Origin of the sequence: Pseudomonas benzopyrenica (genome assembly GCF_036884265.1) — a bacterium.
In the GTDB taxonomy this organism is placed as follows: Bacteria; Pseudomonadota; Gammaproteobacteria; order Pseudomonadales; family Pseudomonadaceae; genus Chryseomonas; species Chryseomonas benzopyrenica.
Genome location: NZ_CP145723.1, coordinates 4,927,097 through 4,944,707, shown reverse-complemented (window position 1 = coordinate 4,944,707; position 17,611 = coordinate 4,927,097). Strand labels below are relative to the sequence as shown.

General features: G+C 65.8%; 15 protein-coding genes and 2 pseudogenes. 9 read left to right on the top strand and 8 right to left on the bottom strand.

Annotation, left to right across the window (positions count from 1 at the left end; translation table 11 throughout):
* Positions 1-178: 178 nt before the first annotated feature.
* Positions 179-1,573 carry a phosphomannomutase/phosphoglucomutase gene (gene algC, locus V6W80_RS23330; RefSeq protein WP_197480243.1) on the top strand — a complete coding sequence of 465 codons (1,395 nt, stop codon included), beginning with the start codon at positions 179-181 and terminating at the stop codon, positions 1,571-1,573.
* Between the two features lie 74 nt (positions 1,574-1,647).
* Positions 1,648-2,550 (top strand): acetylglutamate kinase, encoded by a 903-nt coding sequence (gene argB, locus V6W80_RS23325; protein WP_093253062.1) that lies wholly within the window; start codon positions 1,648-1,650, stop codon positions 2,548-2,550.
* A gap of 61 nt (positions 2,551-2,611) precedes the next feature.
* Here argB and V6W80_RS23320 read toward each other — a convergent pair whose 3' ends face one another.
* The 4 genes from V6W80_RS23320 to pyrE form a co-directional block, all read right to left on the bottom strand.
* The gene (locus tag V6W80_RS23320) at positions 2,612-3,463 is read right to left on the bottom strand and encodes a DUF1989 domain-containing protein (protein ID WP_184289433.1); all 852 of its coding nucleotides are present in this window, start codon (positions 3,461-3,463) and stop codon (positions 2,612-2,614) included.
* A 15-nt stretch (positions 3,464-3,478) separates the two neighbouring features.
* Positions 3,479-4,144 carry a GntR family transcriptional regulator gene (locus V6W80_RS23315; protein WP_338545486.1) on the bottom strand — a complete coding sequence of 222 codons (666 nt, stop codon included), beginning with the start codon at positions 4,142-4,144 and terminating at the stop codon, positions 3,479-3,481.
* A gap of 143 nt (positions 4,145-4,287) precedes the next feature.
* The gene (locus V6W80_RS23310) at positions 4,288-4,884 is read right to left on the bottom strand and encodes a DUF4124 domain-containing protein (protein ID WP_068384510.1); all 597 of its coding nucleotides are present in this window, start codon (positions 4,882-4,884) and stop codon (positions 4,288-4,290) included.
* Between the two features lie 23 nt (positions 4,885-4,907).
* A complete protein-coding gene (pyrE, locus tag V6W80_RS23305; protein WP_017639227.1) occupies positions 4,908-5,549 on the bottom strand; it encodes an orotate phosphoribosyltransferase in 642 nt (213 codons plus the stop codon).
* Positions 5,550-5,629: 80 nt separating this feature from the next.
* Here pyrE and V6W80_RS23300 point away from each other — a divergent pair, with 80 nt between their 5' ends.
* On the top strand, positions 5,630-6,409 hold the full coding sequence (locus V6W80_RS23300; protein ID WP_007160046.1) for an exodeoxyribonuclease III: 780 nt from the start codon (positions 5,630-5,632) through the stop codon (positions 6,407-6,409).
* A 58-nt stretch (positions 6,410-6,467) separates the two neighbouring features.
* Here the strand turns inward: V6W80_RS23300 and V6W80_RS23295 are convergent, their stop codons facing one another.
* The 3 genes and pseudogenes from V6W80_RS23295 to V6W80_RS24205 all read right to left on the bottom strand — a co-directional run.
* The gene (locus tag V6W80_RS23295) at positions 6,468-6,896 is read right to left on the bottom strand and encodes a universal stress protein (protein ID WP_338545485.1); all 429 of its coding nucleotides are present in this window, start codon (positions 6,894-6,896) and stop codon (positions 6,468-6,470) included.
* A gap of 81 nt (positions 6,897-6,977) precedes the next feature.
* A pseudogene (locus V6W80_RS24210) lies at positions 6,978-7,454 on the bottom strand (methyl-accepting chemotaxis protein); the annotation flags it as partial.
* A 159-nt stretch (positions 7,455-7,613) separates the two neighbouring features.
* A pseudogene (locus V6W80_RS24205) lies at positions 7,614-8,246 on the bottom strand (PAS domain-containing protein); the annotation flags it as partial.
* Between the two features lie 306 nt (positions 8,247-8,552).
* Between V6W80_RS24205 and glyA the strand changes: the two are divergent.
* The 6 genes from glyA (at position 8,553) to purU (ending at position 16,067) form a co-directional block, all read left to right on the top strand.
* Positions 8,553-9,806 (top strand): serine hydroxymethyltransferase, encoded by a 1,254-nt coding sequence (gene glyA / locus V6W80_RS23285; protein WP_017639230.1) that lies wholly within the window; start codon positions 8,553-8,555, stop codon positions 9,804-9,806.
* A 79-nt stretch (positions 9,807-9,885) separates the two neighbouring features.
* On the top strand, positions 9,886-11,136 hold the full coding sequence (locus tag V6W80_RS23280; RefSeq protein ID WP_017639231.1) for a sarcosine oxidase subunit beta family protein: 1,251 nt from the start codon (positions 9,886-9,888) through the stop codon (positions 11,134-11,136).
* 11 nt (positions 11,137-11,147) lie between these two features.
* Complete coding sequence (locus V6W80_RS23275; protein ID WP_017639232.1) at positions 11,148-11,447, top strand: sarcosine oxidase subunit delta; 300 nt, start codon at positions 11,148-11,150, stop codon at positions 11,445-11,447.
* Complete coding sequence (locus V6W80_RS23270) at positions 11,444-14,464, top strand: sarcosine oxidase subunit alpha (RefSeq protein WP_338545483.1); 3,021 nt, start codon at positions 11,444-11,446, stop codon at positions 14,462-14,464. Before V6W80_RS23275 ends, V6W80_RS23270 begins: the two co-directional genes overlap by 4 nt.
* Positions 14,465-14,479: 15 nt before the next feature.
* Entirely contained in the window at positions 14,480-15,109 is a 630-nt protein-coding gene (locus tag V6W80_RS23265) for a sarcosine oxidase subunit gamma (protein WP_338545482.1), read from the top strand.
* Positions 15,110-15,209: 100 nt separating this feature from the next.
* Positions 15,210-16,067: a formyltetrahydrofolate deformylase gene (purU, locus tag V6W80_RS23260; protein ID WP_042134842.1), complete on the top strand. Its 858-nt coding sequence runs from the start codon at positions 15,210-15,212 to the stop codon at positions 16,065-16,067.
* A gap of 310 nt (positions 16,068-16,377) precedes the next feature.
* Here the strand turns inward: purU and choV are convergent, their stop codons facing one another.
* On the bottom strand, positions 16,378-17,610 hold the full coding sequence (gene choV / locus V6W80_RS23255; protein WP_017639236.1) for a choline ABC transporter ATP-binding protein: 1,233 nt from the start codon (positions 17,608-17,610) through the stop codon (positions 16,378-16,380).
* Between the last annotated feature and the right edge of the window lies 1 nt (position 17,611).

Below are 17,611 nucleotides of genomic sequence, written 5' to 3'. Positions count from 1 at the left end.
CGGGTCGTCGCCGGACCTATATGCTGCGGCACCTAGCGATGCCGTGGCCAAGACCCTGGCGGAGTTTGCCGACAGAGGCCGCGCTCAACAGAGCGAGCCGCTGTTCCAGACCACCGACATCCTCGATATCAGTATCCTCGACGAAGACCAGGATCTCCTGGGATTGGAGAAACCCCCGATGAGCACTACCCCGCAAGCCCCCCAACTCAACGCCAGCATCTTCCGCGCCTACGACATCCGTGGCGTGGTGGGTGACTCCCTGACCGCCGAAGCCGCCTACTGGATCGGGCGCGCCATCGGCTCGGAGAGCCTGGCGCGTGGCGAGCCCAACGTGGCCGTCGGCCGTGACGGCCGCCTGTCCGGCCCCGAGCTGGTCGCCCAACTGATCAAGGGCGTGGCCGACAGCGGCGCCAATGTCAGCGATGTCGGCATGGTGCCGACCCCGGTGCTCTACTACGCCGCCAACGTGCTCGAAGGCAAGTCCGGCGTCATGCTGACCGGCAGCCACAATCCGCCGGACTACAACGGCTTCAAGATCGTCATCGCCGGCGAGACCCTGGCCAACGAATCCATCCAGCGTCTGCGCGAGCGCATCGAGACCGGCGACGTGGCCAGCGGCCAGGGCCAGATCAAGCAGGTCGACGTGCTCAAGAGCTATGCCGACTACATCCGCAACGACGTGGTGCTGGCCAAGAAGCTCAAGGTGGTGGTGGACGCCGGTAACGGTGTTGCCGCGGTCAATGCCCCCCAGCTGATCGAATCCCTGGGCTGCGAGGTCATCCCGCTGTTCTGCGAGGTGGACGGCAACTTCCCCAATCACCATCCGGATCCGGGCAAGCCCGAGAACCTGGAAGACCTGATCGCCAAGGTCAAGGAAACCGGCGCCGACCTGGGCCTGGCCTTTGACGGTGACGGCGACCGCGTCGGCGTGGTGACCAACGAAGGCAAGATCATCTATCCCGACCAGCTGCTGATGCTGTTCGCCAAGGACGTAGTCTCCCGCAATCCGGGCGCCGACATCATCTTCGACGTCAAATGCACCCGCCGCCTGAACAACCTCATCGCCGGCTACGGCGGTCGTCCCATCATGTGGAAGACCGGTCACTCGCTGATCAAGAAGAAGATGAAGGAAACCGGCGCCCTGCTGGCCGGCGAGATGAGCGGCCACGTGTTCTTCAAGGAACGCTGGTTCGGTTTCGACGACGGCATCTACAGCGCCGTGCGCCTGCTGGAGATCCTCAGCCAGGAGAAGCACAGCGCCCAACAGGTGTTCGATACCTTCCCGGTAGACATCTCCACCCCGGAGATCAATATCCAGGTGACCGAAGAGAGCAAGTTCGGCATCATCGAGACCCTGCAGCGCGACGCCCAGTGGGGCGATGCCCAGATCACCACCCTGGACGGCGTTCGCGTCGATTACCAGAACGGTTGGGGTCTGGTGCGTGCGTCCAACACCACGCCGGTGCTGGTGCTGCGCTTCGAGGCGGAAACCCTCGAGGAGCTGGAGCGCATCAAGACGGTGTTCCGCAAGCAGCTGCTGGCGGTGGAGCCGGATCTGAATCTGCCGTTCTGACCTCGGGTCAGCGGTAGCACAGAGGGCGCCTAGGCGCCCTTTGTCTTTTCTTAGTCGACCTTGAGAGGTGAGCCATGACCCTGAGCCGCGAGGATGCCTCGCACGTCGCCGAGGTGCTGTCCGAGGCGCTGCCCTATATCCGCCGGTTCGTCGGCAAGACGCTGGTAATCAAGTACGGCGGCAACGCCATGGAGAGCGACGAGCTCAAGGCCGGCTTCGCCCGTGACATCGTGCTGATGAAGGCGGTGGGCATCAACCCGGTGGTGGTGCACGGCGGCGGTCCGCAGATCGGCGACCTGCTCAAGCGCCTGTCCATCGAGAGCCACTTCATCGACGGCATGCGCGTCACCGACGCCCAGACCATGGATGTGGTGGAGATGGTCCTGGGCGGCCAGGTCAACAAGGACATCGTCAACCTGATCAATCGCCATGGCGGCAAGGCCATCGGCCTGACCGGCAAGGATGCGGGCCTGATCCGCGCCACCAAGCTCAAGGTCAGCCGGCAGACGCCGGAGATGACCCAACCTGAGATCATCGACATCGGCCATGTCGGCGAGGTCACCGGAGTCAACATCGACCTGATCAACATGCTGGTGCGCGGTGACTTCATCCCGGTCATCGCGCCCATCGGCGTGGGTCCGGACGGTGAGTCCTACAACATCAACGCCGACCTGGTGGCAGGCAAGGTGGCCGAGGCGCTCAAGGCCGAGAAGCTGATGCTGCTGACCAACATCGCCGGCCTGATGGACAAGCAGGGTCAGGTGCTCACGGGGCTTTCCACCGAGCAGGTCAATTCGCTGATCGCCGACGGCACCATCTACGGCGGCATGCTGCCGAAGATCCGCTGCGCGCTGGAAGCGGTGCAGGGCGGGGTGCAGAGCGCCCACATCATCGATGGCCGGGTGCCCAACGCGGTGCTGCTGGAAATCTTCACCGACGTCGGCGTCGGTACGCTGATTTCCAACCGCAAGCGCTGAGTGCTTTCGGTCGGACCCAGAAACGGCGCCCCAGGGCGCCGTTTTTCATTGCTGCCGGAACCTACTGTTCCCAACTGGCCTTGGGCAGGGTCAAGCCGTGCTGGCCGTTGTAGGCCGCTCGCTTGGGTGATTCCCAGCCCTGCAGCAGCTCTTCCTCGACCCGATAGATCTCCACCCCCAGTGGACGGCAGACCTTGAGCGGGTCCTCGGCCTCGGGCCCCCACATCGCCAGGGACAGGTCGCCGCCCGGGCAGGTGGACAGGGCGCAAAGCACGTCGATCTCGGCGAAGAACTCCAGGTAGTCACCGGGCTTGGCCGGGCAGGCCTTCATGAAGTACAGGTCATCGTGGTTGAGGCCGGTGCACTGGAAGATGTTCAGCACATCGTGGACGTCGAATTCGGTGAGGCCATGGGGCAGTACCGCGCGGGTCAGATTCGAATGGCAGTGGTGGTGGAAGTCCTCGCCGGTGAGCATCTTGTTGACGTAGGGATCGCAACGGGTGCCGAGCAGGTCATGCAGGCGGCCGCCGTGTTCGTCGATGCCATAGCCGGCCAGGCTGTCGTCGGTGATGGTCAGCAGCGGCCGCAGGAAGGGCAGGTTGGACCAGAGCCGGTCGTAGGTGCTGACGTGGGCACCCTGCAGTTGCCGGGTGCGCGCGGCCCACATCCGTTCGCGTGGATCCTCGGCGTTCCAGACGTTGAAGTCGCCGACCTGAGGCCCGTGTGGGGTGGTGACGCGGAACAGATGGCCGGCGGGGACCTTCCAGGCGCGACCGGTACGGATCGGGATCTCGAATTGCTCGATCAGGGTGCGCCCGTCCTTGCGTTCACGCAGCCGATCATAGAAGGCCTGATCGACCTGCAGGGCGGAGCCCTGGGTGGACTGGTAGGCAGCGGGGTAGTCCTTGTACATGGGAGGTCTCCTCGGTCAGAGCGGCCTGGCTGCGCTGAGCAGATCCAGCAACCGGTTTTCGGAATCGTCGAGATAGCTGGCCATGGCCTCGCCGGCCGCCTGGCGCTGTCCGGCGCCGAGCAGGTCGTGGATCTGGCGGTCACGGGCTGTCCAGGGCCGCTGGAAGTGTTCCTCGTCGGGCGCGAGGGAAAACAGCAGGCGCATCTGGGCGGCGACGGTGGCGAAGAATTCATCGAACAGCGGGCTGCGCAGCAGGCCGACGATGTGCTGATGGAAATGCAGGCCGTGGGTACCAAGGGCGCGCCAGTCCTCGCGCGACTGCGCCAGCTCGGCGGCCTCCAGGGCATCCAGCATCCGATCGGACTGGTATTCGCGCAGCGGGCGGCTGGTGAGGATGGCCTGCAGTTCCAGGGTGCGACGCACCTGGAAGATGTCGCGCACCTCGGCCAGGCCTAGGCGCCGCACCATGACCCCCTTGTGGCGCACATAGGTGGCTAGGCCCTCGCGATCCAGCTGGTGCAGGGCTTCGCGGATGGTGTTGCGCGAGGCGTTGTAGGCCTTGACCAGTTCACTCTCGACCAGCGCCGTGCCGGGCAGCAGGCGACCGCCGATGATGTCTTCGCGCATTTCCAGCAGCAGCTGCGCCCCCAGGGGTAGCTCGCTGGCGTCTTTGCCGCTCATGAATCTTCACGACCGATTGTTCAACAATGTGTTGAAAACCGTTTTGCACGGTGCGTGCCAGAATCTGGTTTGAAAGAATCAGAGAGTTCGTCGCTACCCAGGTAGCGATGGCCGGATACGACCAGGTAGCGGATTCTGCAGGACTAGCGATTCGCGCCCTGAGCCGCTTCCAGTCGCTGCATGCGCGCACGGTCGGCGTCGAAGGCCGCGCTGGTGCTGCTGCGCAGCTCGTCGAAGCGCTGCAGATCGGCCTGCAGACGCACTTGATCGGCCGCCGCGGCGTCGAGGCGGGCCTGCAGATCGGCCGGGAGCGCCTGGCCATTGCGCTGCTGTACCGCCGCCTGCTCCATCAGTTGGCTCTGCAACTGGCGCGTGGCCTCCAGGTTGGCCTTCTTGATCTGCAGCAGGCCGTCCAGCTCGGCCAGTTTGCGCGCCTTGGCGCGGTCGACGTCCTCGACATTGCTGTAGAGCCTGCGCAGCTGGCCATCGACCAGGGCCTGCTGGCGCTCGCGTTCACGGCGGTCGAGTTCGGCGGCGGGCAGTGCCGGGGCGACCTTGCGGATCACCCGACCCTGCTCGTTGAGCACGTCGTAGCCCTTGCCGGCGTATTCCGGCGGCACGCCTTGGCGGTCGATGACCAGGGTGCCGTTGCGGTCCAGATAGCGATACAGCTCGGCCGCCTGGCCAGCCAGCGGCAGGGCGATGAGCAACAGACTGGCAGCGGCGCGACGTACGACCATGACCGTCTCTCCTGGGCTGACGACTAGATACCGTATTGAGCGCGATAGTCCTGGACGGCGGGGAGGTGACGCTTGAGCTCGGCGTCCTCGGCCAGGTATTCGAGCACCTGGTCCAGGGCGACGATGCTGAGCACCGGGATGCCATAGTCGCGCTCGACTTCCTGGATGGCCGACAACTCGCCGCGGCCGCGCTCCTGGCGGTTCAGGGCGATGAGCACCCCGGCCGCGCTGGCGCCCTGGCCGTCGATGATCTGCATGACCTCGCGGATGGCGGTGCCGGCGGTGATGACGTCATCGATGATCAGCGCCCGACCGGTCAGGGGCGCGCCCACCAGCAGGCCGCCCTCGCCGTGGTCCTTGGCTTCCTTGCGGTTGAAGCACCAGGGCACATCGCGGCCGTGGTGCTCGACCAGGGCCACCGCCGTGGCCGCGGCCAGGGGGATGCCCTTGTAGGCCGGGCCGAAGAGGACGTCGAAGGGCAGGTTGGCCTGCACCAGCGCATCGGCGTAGCAACGGCCGAGCTGGGCCAGCGCCGCGCCGCTGTGGAACAGGCCGGCGTTGAAGAAATAGGGGCTGATGCGTCCCGATTTCAGGGTGAATTCACCAAAGCGCAGAACTCCGCGCTCGATGGCGAAACGAATGAAATTACGCTGATACGCCTGCATATAAGTCCTTGCGCGGCTTGTATTTAGCTAAACCGGTTTAGCTCGGGTATCATACATCCACGATTTTTTGGGGGCCATTTATGCGGATCATCAGCTTGAACGTCAATGGTATTCAGGACGCTGTGGAGCGGGGCCTGTTGCCCTGGCTTAAGGCGCAGAATGCCGACGTGATCTGCTTGCAGGATACGCGCGCCTCTTCTTACGACATGGACGATCCGGCCTATGCGCTGGAAGGTTACATCCTCTATGCCTGCGACGCCGAAGTGCCGTCCCAGGGCGGGGTTGCACTCTATACCCGGGTCCAGCCGAAGGCGGTGATCAGCGGCCTGGGCTTCGAATCCTGCGATCGCTTCGGTCGGTATCTGCAGGCGGACTTCGACAAGGTCAGCATCGCCAGCCTGCTGCTGCCCTCGGGCAAGCGCGGCGATGAAGACCTGAACATGAAATTCAAGTTCATGGACGACTTCACCCACTACCTGAACAAGCAGCGCCGCAAGCGTCGCGAGTACATCTATTGTGGCTCGCTGTATGTGGCGCACCAGAAGCAGGACGTGAAGAACTGGCGTGACTGCCAGCAGATCCCCGGCTTCCTCGCCCCCGAGCGCGCCTGGATGGACGAGGTGATCGGCAACATGGGCTATGTGGATGCCCTGCGCGAAGTGAGTCGCGAAGGCGATCAGTTCAGCTGGTGGCCGGACAGCGACCAGGCCGAGCACCTAAATCTGGGCTGGCGCTTCGATTACAACATCCTCACCCCGGGCCTGCGCCGCTTCGTGCGCTCGGCGCGCCTGCCGCGGCAACCGCGCTTCTCCGAGCACGCGCCGCTGATCGTCGACTACGACTGGACCCTGAGCATCTGATCCACGCGGTGCCCGGAAACGAAAAAACCAGCCCAGGGGCTGGTTTTTTGTTGGGCGGCTATTTCACCAGGATCACCGGCAAGGGCACCTGGTGCACCACGCGATGGGCCACCGAGCCGAGCAGCAAGCCACTGAGCGACCCCAGGCCGCGGGTACCCATGACCACGGTGTCCACCTCCAGGCGCCGCGCCGTCTCGCCGATGGTCTCGGCGATGCTGCCGAAACCGACATGGGTCTGGGCCTCGATACCGGCTTCGAGCAGGGCCGGGCGCGCCCGGATCAGGATGTCTTCGGCCTTGTCCTGCAGGCTGCCGCGCCATTCGCGCAGGATGCGGTCGTCGAAGGGCGCGCCGTAGATCTCCGGCTCGTTCTGCACGTTGAGCAGGTGCAGCTCCAGCGACAGCCCGGCCTTCACCAGGTCGAGGATGTAGCGCAGGGCGTTGTCGGCGCTGGGTGAACCGTCGTAGGCGACCAGGACAGTGTGCATGGGGCATCTCCACGAAAGGGGTATGCCTTCATGCTAGACCCTGGTCGTCAGGGACGCTTGATCCCGATCAAGCCAGCGCCCTCAATGCCCCACCCAGTTACGCGCGCCCTTGGGAATCACCTCGGATTCGTCCAGCTTGCTGGCGAACATGCTCACGGCTTCCACGGCGTCGCTGGCACCATCACGGATCTGCACGATCACCGCACCGGCCTGGTCCGCCAGCTCGACACCCTTGGCCGCCCGGCCCTGGGTGCTTTCCATGCTGGCGACCGCCTGCTGGGTTTCGCTGAGGATCCGGCCGATCATCTCGGCGATTTCCGCCGTGGCGCTGCTGGTGCGCCCCGCCAGCTGGCGAACCTCGTCGGCGACCACGGCGAAGCCACGGCCCTGGTCACCAGCGCGGGCGGCCTCGATGGCGGCGTTGAGCGCCAGCAGGTTGGTCTGGTCGGCGATGCCGCGGATGGTGTTGACGATGGCGGTGATCTGCTCCGAGCGCTGACCCAGTTGGCCGATCACCTCGGCGGAGGCGCTGACGTTGTGCGCGATCTCGCGCATCTCGCCCGCGGCGGCCTGGATGATCCGGGTGCCGTGCTCGGCGACCTTCTCGGTCTCGGCGGAGATGTGATAGGCCCGCGAGGCGCTGCGGCCGTCGCTTTCGTGCTTTTCCACCCGCTCGCTGATGTCGCTGGCGTACTTGACCACCTTATAGAGCCGGCCGGTGGCGTCGTACACCGGGTTGTAGCTCGCTTCCAGCCAGATCACCCGGCCATGCTTGCCCAGGCGCTTGAACTGGCCGCGAAAGAATTCACCGGCGTTGAGGCGGCGCCAGAAGTCGGCGTATTCGCTGCTGTTGACCAGAGCCGGTTCGCAGAATAGCCGATGCTGCTGGCCCTGGATCTCCTTCAGGCCGTAGCCCAGGGTGGCCAGGAAGTTGTCGTTGGCGTCCAGGATACGTCCGTCCAGGTCGAACTCGATGCGCGCCAGGGCGCGGTCCAGCGCCTTGAGCTTGCTTTGGGCTTCGCTGTCGCGCTCGACCTGGGCGGTGACGTCGAGGGCGTACTTCACCACCTTGGCGATCTTGCCGCTGCTGTCGGGTACCGGGTTGTAGCTGGCTTCCAGCCAGAGGGTACGGCCCTGGGCGTCCAGGCGCTGGAAGGTGCCGGAGACGAAGTCACCGCGTTTCAGGCGCGCCCAGAAATCGCCATAGTCGCGACCCTGGACCACGGCGGCCGGGCAGAGTCGGCGGTGCTGCTGGCCGACCAGGGCGTCGGCGCGATAGCCGGTCAGCCGGAGAAAGTTATCGTTGGCGCGCAGGATGGTGCCGTCGAGATCGAACTCGATCACCGCCATGGAACGCTCCAGTGCCTGGGTCAGGCCCTGGTTGGCGTGCAGCTCGGCTTCCAATCGGGCGATGGTCTTCTTGTAGTGGGCGTTGAACATGGCGGAGCTCGCTGGCCGGTGGAGGTGATACGTCTACCTATCGGCGCGGATCAGAGCGACTTGACGGGATCCGGCGAACGGCAGAACCCACCTGTTGAGTGGCTGTCGCAAACGCGCCGGCCCGGGGCGTAAACAGGCATCTTGGGGGTTGGGGCCGGGCCTACCATCGCGGCCAAGGGGGTGGTTTTCACCGCCACAGACTTTAGGAGCGCCGCGATGTTCAGCAAGCAGGACCAAATCCAGGGCTACGATGATGCGTTGTTCGCCGCCATGGGCGAGGAAGCGCGGCGCCAGGAGCATCACCTGGAACTGATCGCGTCCGAAAACTACACCAGCCAGCGCGTCATGGAAGCCCAGGGCAGCGTGCTGACCAACAAGTACGCCGAAGGCTATCCGGGCAAGCGCTACTACGGTGGCTGCGAGCACGTCGACAAGGTCGAGCAGCTGGCCATCGAGCGCGCCAAGCAGCTGTTCGGCGCCGACTATGCCAACGTCCAGCCGCACTCCGGCTCCCAGGCCAACTCGGCCGTCTACCTGGCGCTGCTGCAGCCCGGCGACACCATCCTCGGCATGAGCCTGGCCCACGGTGGTCACCTGACCCACGGCGCCAAGGTCAGCTCCTCCGGCAAGCTCTACAACGCGGTGCAGTACGGCATCAACACCGACACCGGGCTGATCGACTATGACGAGATCCAGCGTCTGGCCGAAGAGCACAAGCCCAAGATGATCGTGGCGGGCTTCTCCGCCTATTCCAAGACCCTGGATTTCCAGCGCTTCCGCGACATCGCCGACAGCGTGGGCGCCCTGCTGTTCGTCGACATGGCCCACGTGGCCGGTCTGGTCGCTGCCGGTGTCTATCCGAACCCGGTGCCCTTCGCCGACGTGGTGACCACCACCACCCACAAGACCCTGCGCGGCCCCCGTGGCGGCCTGATCCTGTGCAAGGCCAACGCCGACATCGAGAAGAAACTCAACGCCGCAGTGTTCCCGGGCGCCCAGGGCGGTCCGCTGATGCACGTCATCGCCGGCAAGGCGGTGTGCTTCAAGGAAGCCCTGGAGCCCGGCTTCAAGACCTACCAGCAGCAGGTGATCAAGAACGCCCAGGCCATGGCTGGCGTGTTCAAGGCCCGCGGCTTCGACGTGGTCTCCGGTGGCACCGACAACCACCTGTTCCTGGTCAGCCTGATCAAGCAGGGCATCACCGGCAAGGACGCGGACGCCGCCCTGGGTCGCGCCTGCATCACCGTGAACAAGAACGCCGTGCCCAACGATCCCCAGTCGCCCTTCGTGACCTCGGGTCTGCGCATCGGTACCCCGGCCCTGACCACCCGCGGCCTGGGCGTCAGCGAAAGCGAACGCGTCGCCGGCTGGATCTGCGACATCCTCGACCACCTCGGCGATGCCGATGTGGAAGCCCAGGTGGCGCGCCAGGTGGCCGCGCTGTGCCGCGACTACCCGGTTTACCGCTAGTCGCCGCGCGCCTGACGCAACCCCTATCCAACCCCTTTCCCCCCTCGCGGAAAGGGGCGTCGTCTGCAGGAGTCTCCAGATGCAACGCTATTCCGGCTTCGGCCTCTTCAAGCACTCCCTGAGCCATCACGAGAACTGGCAGCGGATGTGGCGTACCCCGACGCCCAAGCCGGTCTACGACGTGGTCATCGTCGGCGGGGGCGGTCACGGTCTGGCTACCGCCTACTACCTCGCCAAGCAATTCGGCGTGAAGAACGTCGCGGTGATCGAGAAAGGCTGGCTGGGCGGCGGCAACACCGCACGCAACACCACCATCGTCCGCTCCAACTACCTGTGGGACGAGTCGGCGCACCTCTATGAGCACGCCATGAAGCTGTGGGAAGGCCTGTCCCAGGACCTGAACTACAACGTCATGTTCTCCCAGCGCGGCGTCTACAACCTCTGCCATACCCTGCAGGACATGCGCGATTCCGAGCGCCGGGTCAGCGCCAACCGCCTCAACGGCGTGGACGGCGAGCTGCTCGACACCCGTCAGGTGGCCGAGGAGATTCCCTACCTGGACTGCAGCAAGAACACCCGCTATCCGATCTTCGGCGCCACCGTGCAGCGTCGCGGTGGCGTGGCCCGTCACGACGCCGTGGCCTGGGGCTTCGCCCGCGCCGCCGACGCCCTGGGCGTGGACCTGATCCAGCAGACCGAAGTCACTGGCTTCCGCAAGCAGGACGGCAAGGTGATCGGCGTGGAAACCAATCGCGGCTTCATCGGCGCCCGGCGCGTCGGCGTGGTCACCGCGGGCAACTCCGGGCACATGGCCAAGCTCGCGGGCTTCCGCCTGCCGCTGGAATCCCACCCGCTGCAGGCGCTGGTATCCGAGCCGATCAAGCCCATCATCGACAGCGTCATCATGTCCAACGCGGTGCACGGCTACATCAGCCAGTCCGACAAGGGCGACCTGGTGATCGGCGCCGGTATCGACAGCTGGGTCGGCTACGGCCAGCGCGGCTCCTACCCGGTGATCGAGCACACCCTGCAGGCCATCGTCGAGATGTTCCCGATCCTCTCGCGGGTACGCATGAACCGCCAGTGGGGCGGCATCGTCGACACCTCGCCGGATGCCTGCCCGATCATTTCCAAGACCCCGGTGGAAAACCTGTTCTTCAACTGCGGTTGGGGTACCGGCGGCTTCAAGGCCACACCCGGCTCGGGCAACGTCTTCGCGGCGTCCCTGGCCTCCGGCGAGATGCATCCGCTGGCCAAGCCCTTCTCCATCGACCGTTTCCACACCGGCGCGCTGATCGACGAACACGGCGCAGCGGCCGTCGCCCACTAAGGAGCCCGAGCATGTTGTACATCCACTGCCCCCACTGCGGGGAATTGCGCTCCGAAGAAGAATTCCACGCCGCTGGCGAGGCGCACATCCCGCGTCCGCTGGATCCCGAGGCCTGCAGCGACGCGGAGTGGGGCGATTACATGTTCTTCCGCGACAACCCGCGCGGTCTGCGTCACGAGCTGTGGGTCCACGCGTCGGGCTGCCGCCAGTACTTCAACGCGACCCGTAACACCGAGACCTACGAAATTCTCGAAACCTATCCGATCGGCGAGCAGCCCCGCTTCACCGCCGAGCGAGGAGAGCGCACATGAGCCAGGTCCATCGACTCACCCAGGGCGGTCGCCTGGACCGCAGTCAGGCCATCACCTTCACCTTCAACGGTCAGACCTACCAGGGCTTCAAGGGTGACACCCTGGCCTCGGCGCTGCTGGCCAACGGCGTGGACGTGATCGGGCGCAGCTTCAAGTACTCCCGCCCCCGCGGCATCGTCGCCGCCGGTGCCGAAGAGCCCAACGCCATCATGCAGATCGGCGCCACCGAGGCCACCCAGGTGCCCAACGTGCGGGCCACCCAGCAGGCGCTGTATCCGGGCCTGGTCGCCGCCAGCACCAATGGCTGGCCGAGCGTCAACAACGACCTCATGGGCATTCTCGGCAAGGTCGGCGGCAAGATGATGCCGCCCGGGTTCTACTACAAGACCTTCATGTATCCGCAGAACCTGTGGATGACCTACGAGAAGTACATCCGCAAGGCCGCTGGTCTCGGCCGGGCGCCGACCCAGGTCGATCCCGACACCTATGACAACTTCAACCAGCACTGCGACGTGCTGGTGGTGGGCGGTGGCGCTGCCGGTCTGGCGGCGGCCCTGGCCGCCGGTCGCAGCGGTGCCCGGGTGATCCTGGCCGACGAGCAGGAAGAATTCGGTGGCAGCCTGCTGGACAGCCGCGAGCGTCTCGACGGCGCCCCGGCCGCCGACTGGGCGGCCAAGGCGGTGGCCGAGCTGCAGGGCCTGGACAACGTGGTCCTGCTGCCGCGCGCCACGGTCAACGGCTACCACGACCACAACTTCCTCACCATTCACGAGCGGCTGACCGATCACCTGGGTGATCGCGCGCCCCATGGCCAGGTGCGTCAGCGCCTGCACCGTGTCCGCGCCACCCGCGTGGTACTGGCCACCGGCGCCCATGAGCGGCCGCTGGTGTACGGCAACAACGACCTGCCGGGCAACATGGTGGCCGGCGCCGTTTCCACCTACATCCGCCGCTATGCCGTGGCCCCGGGCCAGCGGCTGGTGCTGTCCACCAACAACGATTACGCCTACCGCGTGGCGCTGGACTGGCTCGAAGCCGGTCGCCAGGTGGTGGCCGTGGCCGATGCGCGACCCAACCCCCGCGGCGCCTGGGTCGAGGAAGTGCGCAAGCGTGGCGTGCGGGTCATGGGCGGCACCGCCGTGAGCGAAGCCCGCGGCAACACCCGGGTGACCGGCGCCAAGATCGCCACCATCGACCTTACCGCCTTCCGCACCCTGGGTGGCGGCGAGTGGCTCGACTGCGACCTGATCGCCACCTCCGGCGGTTACAGCCCGGTGGTCCACCTGGCTTCGCACCTGGGCGGTCGTCCGCAGTGGCGTGAGGACATCCAGGCCTTCGTGCCCGGTCCGGCGCCGCAGAAGCGGGTCTGCGCCGGCGGCGTGAACGGGGTCTTCGCCCTGGGCGACGTCCTCGCCGATGGTTTCGAGGCTGGCGCCACCGCGGCGGCCGAAGCCGGTGCCAAGGTCGTCAGCGGTGAGCTGCCCCAGGCCGAATTCCGCCAGGAAGATCCGAGTCTGGCACTGTTCCAGGTACCCCACGACAAGCCCTCGTCGCGGGCGCCCAAGCAATTCGTCGACCTGCAGAACGATGTGACCGCCGCCGGCATCGAGCTGGCCTGCCGCGAGGGCTTCGAGTCCATCGAGCACGTCAAGCGCTACACCGCCATGGGCTTCGGCACCGACCAGGGCAAGCTGGGCAACATCAACGGCCTGGCCATCGCTGCCCGCGTGCAGAGCAAGGCCATCCCGGAAGTCGGCACCACCATGTTCCGCCCGAACTACACGCCCATCACCTTCGGCGCCATCGCCGGACGGCATTGCGGCCACCTGTTCGAGCCCAAGCGCTACACCGCGTTGCACGCCTGGCACCTCAAGCAGGGCGCCCTGTTCGAGGACGTCGGCCAGTGGAAGCGCCCCTGGTACTTCCCCAAGGCGGGCGAGGACCTGCATGCCGCGGTCAACCGCGAGTGCCTGGCCGTGCGCCGTAGCGTCGGCCTGCTCGACGCCTCCACCCTGGGCAAGATCGACATCCAGGGCAAGGATGCGCGCGAGTTCCTCAATCGCGTCTACACCAACGCCTGGACCAAGCTGGACATCGGCAAGGCCCGTTACGGCCTGATGTGCAAGGAAGACGGCATGGTCTTCGACGACGGCGTCACCGCCTGTCTCGCCGACAACCACTTCCTGATGACCACCACCACCGGCGGCGCGGCGCGCGTCTTCGAATGGCTGGAGCTGTACCACCAGACCGAATGGCCGGAGCTGGAGGTGTACTTCACCTCGGTCACCGACCACTGGGCGACCCTGACCCTGTCCGGTCCCAACAGCCGCAAGCTGCTGGCCAAGCTGACCGACATCGATCTGGACAACGCCGCCTTCCCCTTCATGGCCTGGAAGGAAGGCCAGGTGGGCGGGGTGCCGGCGCGGGTGTTCCGCATCTCCTTCACCGGCGAGCTGTCTTACGAGATCAACGTGCCGGCCAACTACGCCATGGGCGTGCTGGAGCAGGTGGTCGCCGCGGGCAAGGAATTCGACCTGACCCCCTATGGCACCGAGACCATGCACGTGCTGCGGGCGGAGAAGGGCTTCATCATCATCGGTCAGGACACCGATGGTTCGGTCACACCCCAGGACCTGGGCATGGGCTGGGCGGTGAGCCTGAACAAGAGCTTCTCCTTCATCGGCAAGCGCGGCATGCATCGGGTGGACTGCGTCCGCGAGAATCGCAAGCAGCTGGTGGGCCTCAAGCCCCTGGATGCCCGCGACGTGCTGCCGGAAGGTGCGCAGCTGGTGTTCGAGCGCAACCAGCCGATCCCCATGGACATGGTCGGTCACGTGACCTCCAGCTACCACAGCGCGACCCTGGGCTACGGCTTCGCCATGGCGATGGTAAAGGGTGGGCTGGGCCGCATGGGCCAGACCGTCTACGCCCCGCTGGCCGATGGCCGCTACATCGCTGCCGAGATCGTCTCGCCGGTGTTCTACGACCCCAAGGGTGAGCGGCAGAACGTCGCCTAACGAGGATAGCGCCCCATGAACAACATCAATGTGTACGACCAACATTCCGCCAAGGCGCGCGCCGAATCCCCGCTGTTCCATGCCGAGCTGAGCAAGCTCGCCGGACGGGGCCCGGCCACCGCTGGGGTGACCCTGCGCGAGCGGGCCCTGCTGGGGCACCTGGTGCTGCGTGGCGACGCCCATGACGAAGGCTTCACCGGCGCCGTGCAGAGCGTGGTCGGTCTGGAAGTGCCCGGTCCGCTGGCGATCACCCAGAAAGGCGAGAGCTCGCTGCAGTGGCTCGGCCCGGACGAGTGGCTGCTGGTGGTGCCCGGTGGCAGCGAGTTCGCCACCGAGCAGGCCCTGCGCCAGGCGCTGGGCGAGCGCCATGTCGCCATCGTCAATGTCGGCGGTGGCCAGACGCTGGTCGAACTCAAGGGCCCCAAGGTGCGTGAAGTGCTGATGAAGTCCACCTCCTACGACGTCCACCCGAGCAACTTCCCGGTGGGCAAGGCCGTGGGTACGGTGTTCGCCAAGTCCCAGCTGATCATCCGCCACACGGCGGAAGACACCTGGGAGCTGGTGGTGCGCCGCAGCTTCGCCGACTACGTCTGGCTGTGGCTGCAGGACGCGAGCGCCGAATACGGACTGCGCATCGAGGCCTGATCACGGCCTACGTTCAGTCCCGTTCTAGCGAACCCGACCTGCGTGACGCGCAGGTCGGGTTTTGTGATTCTGGCTTCATCTCCATGCAAAGGAATTCATCATGAGCCGCACGCCCGATACCTGGATTCTCACCGCCCAGAGCCCGAGTCGCCTCGGCACCGTGGACGTGGTCACGCGCTATCTCTTCGAGCAGGGCTGCTATGTCACCCAGCACCACAGTTTCGATGATCGCGAAGCCCAGCGCTTCTTCATCCGGGTGGAATTCCAGGTACCCAGCGACTTCAACGAAGGCCTGTTCCGCGTCGGCCTCGACCTGCGCTTCACCCCCTTCGACATGACCTTCGAGCTGACCCCGCCAGGCTATAGAGCCAAGGTCGCCATCATGGTCTCCAAGGCCGACCACTGCCTCAACGACCTGCTCTATCGCCAGCGCATCGGCCAATTGCCCATGGACGTGGTGGCGGTGATCTCCAACCACCCGGACCTGGAGCCCCTGGCGGCCTGGCACGGCATTCCCTATCACCATTTCCCCCTGGATCCTCAGGACAAGCCGGCCCAGGAAGCTCGGGTCTGGCAGGTGCTGCAGGAGACTGGCGCCGAGTTGGTGATCCTCGCCCGCTACATGCAGGTGCTGTCGCCGGAACTCTGCCGCCGCCTCGACGGCTGGGCGATCAACATCCACCACTCCCTGCTGCCCGGCTTCAAAGGGGCGCGGCCCTATCATCAGGCCTATGCCAAGGGCGTCAAGCTGGTGGGCGCCACCGCGCACTACATCAACAACGACCTCGACGAGGGCCCCATCATCGCCCAGGGCGTCGAGTCCGTGGACCACGCCCACTATGCCGAAGACCTGGTGGCCCGCGGCCGTGACATCGAGTGCCTGACCCTGGCCCGTGCGGTGGGTTATCACTTGGAACGCCGCGTCTTCCTCAACGCCGGGCGGACGGTGGTGCTCTAACCCTTCTCGCTACCCATCCCGGCAGGCTGCGAGATCGCCAAGGCGTTCGCAGCCCGCCTGTCCTGCGCCACCTCGATCATTTTTCTATCGGCACGGCGGTACCCATCAGGCGCTGCCCGGAGACGTGCGCGCGTCCTTTGGCCGTGCTAGGCGAACAGGGTCAGGCTGGGCGACGGCCAGGGATGGAGGTGTAGCTCGGGATGAGGAGAGGTGTCGGGTAAGCGCGCCGTGGATGTTGCTGCCGGCGGTGGAGCAGGAGGGCGGTGCGCACCCGCCTCCGTAGGGGAGAGGCGGGTGGCGGGGCAGGCGGTCAGCCGGCCTGGGACAGGGTCGAGCGGACCGCCGGCGGGGCGACGTCTTCGCCGGCCTTTTCCAGATTCTTGCCCAGCAGGGCGTGGTAGAGCTCCTTGTCGCCCAGGATGCCCACGGCGCGGCCTTCGGTCTCCAGCACCAGCTTGTGTCCGGTGTGGTAGCGGATCTCCAGGGCATCGCGCATGCGGATGTCGGCCGGTGCCAGGGTCGGTTGGCGTTGCAGGCTGGTGACCGGCATGCCCGGGGTCCAGCGTTGCAGGGCCAGGCTCTCGCCGCCACGGCGCAGGGCCTTGACCGTCTGGTTTTCCAGGGCCAGCCAGATATCGTGGCTGCGCTCCAGGCAGATCTCGTTGCCTTCACGACCGCACTTGTCCAGGCCACGCATCAGGCTATAGCCGCTGAGCACGTTGAGCGGATTGGTGTGGGCGACGAAGGTGCGCACGTATTCGTCCGCCGGATTGAGCACGATGTCTTCGGGGCGGCCGTGCTGGATGATGCGGCCGTCCTTCATGATGGCGATGTTGGTGCCGATCTTGAGGGCTTCGTCGAGGTCATGGCTGACGAAGACGATGGTCTTGTTGACCTTGGCCTGCAGCTGCAGCAATTCGTCCTGCAGTTGTTGGCGGATCAGCGGATCGAGGGCGGAGAAGGGCTCGTCCATCAGCAGGATGTCGGCGTCCATGGCCAGGGCGCGGGCCAGGCCGACGCGTTGCTGCATGCCGCCGGACAGGGAATCGGGCTTCTTGTTGCGCCACTGGGTCAGGCCCACCAGCTCCAGCTTCTCGTCGACCAGCTTCTTGCGCTCGGCGGCCGAGCGGCCCTGCATCTCCAGGCCGAAGCCGACGTTCTCGGCCACGGTCAGCCAGGGCATCAGGGCGAACTTCTGGAACACCATGGCGATGCGGGTGGTGCGCATGTCCTTGAGCACGGCGGGCGAGCAGTTGGCGATGTCCACCTCGGCGCCCTGATGCTCGATCAGCAGCTTGCCGCGACTCACGGTGTTGAGGCCATTGATGCAGCGCAGCAGGCTGGACTTGCCCGAGCCGGACAGGCCCATCAGCACGCAGATCTCGCCTTTCTGGACCTCCAGGCAGGCGTCCTCGACGCCCAGTACCTGGCCAGTCTCCTGGAGGATCTCGCTGCGACCCTTGCCCTGGTCGAGCAGCTCCAGGGCGCGCTTGTTCTGCTTGCCGAAGATGACGTCGACGTGTTCGAAACGTATGGCGGTCATG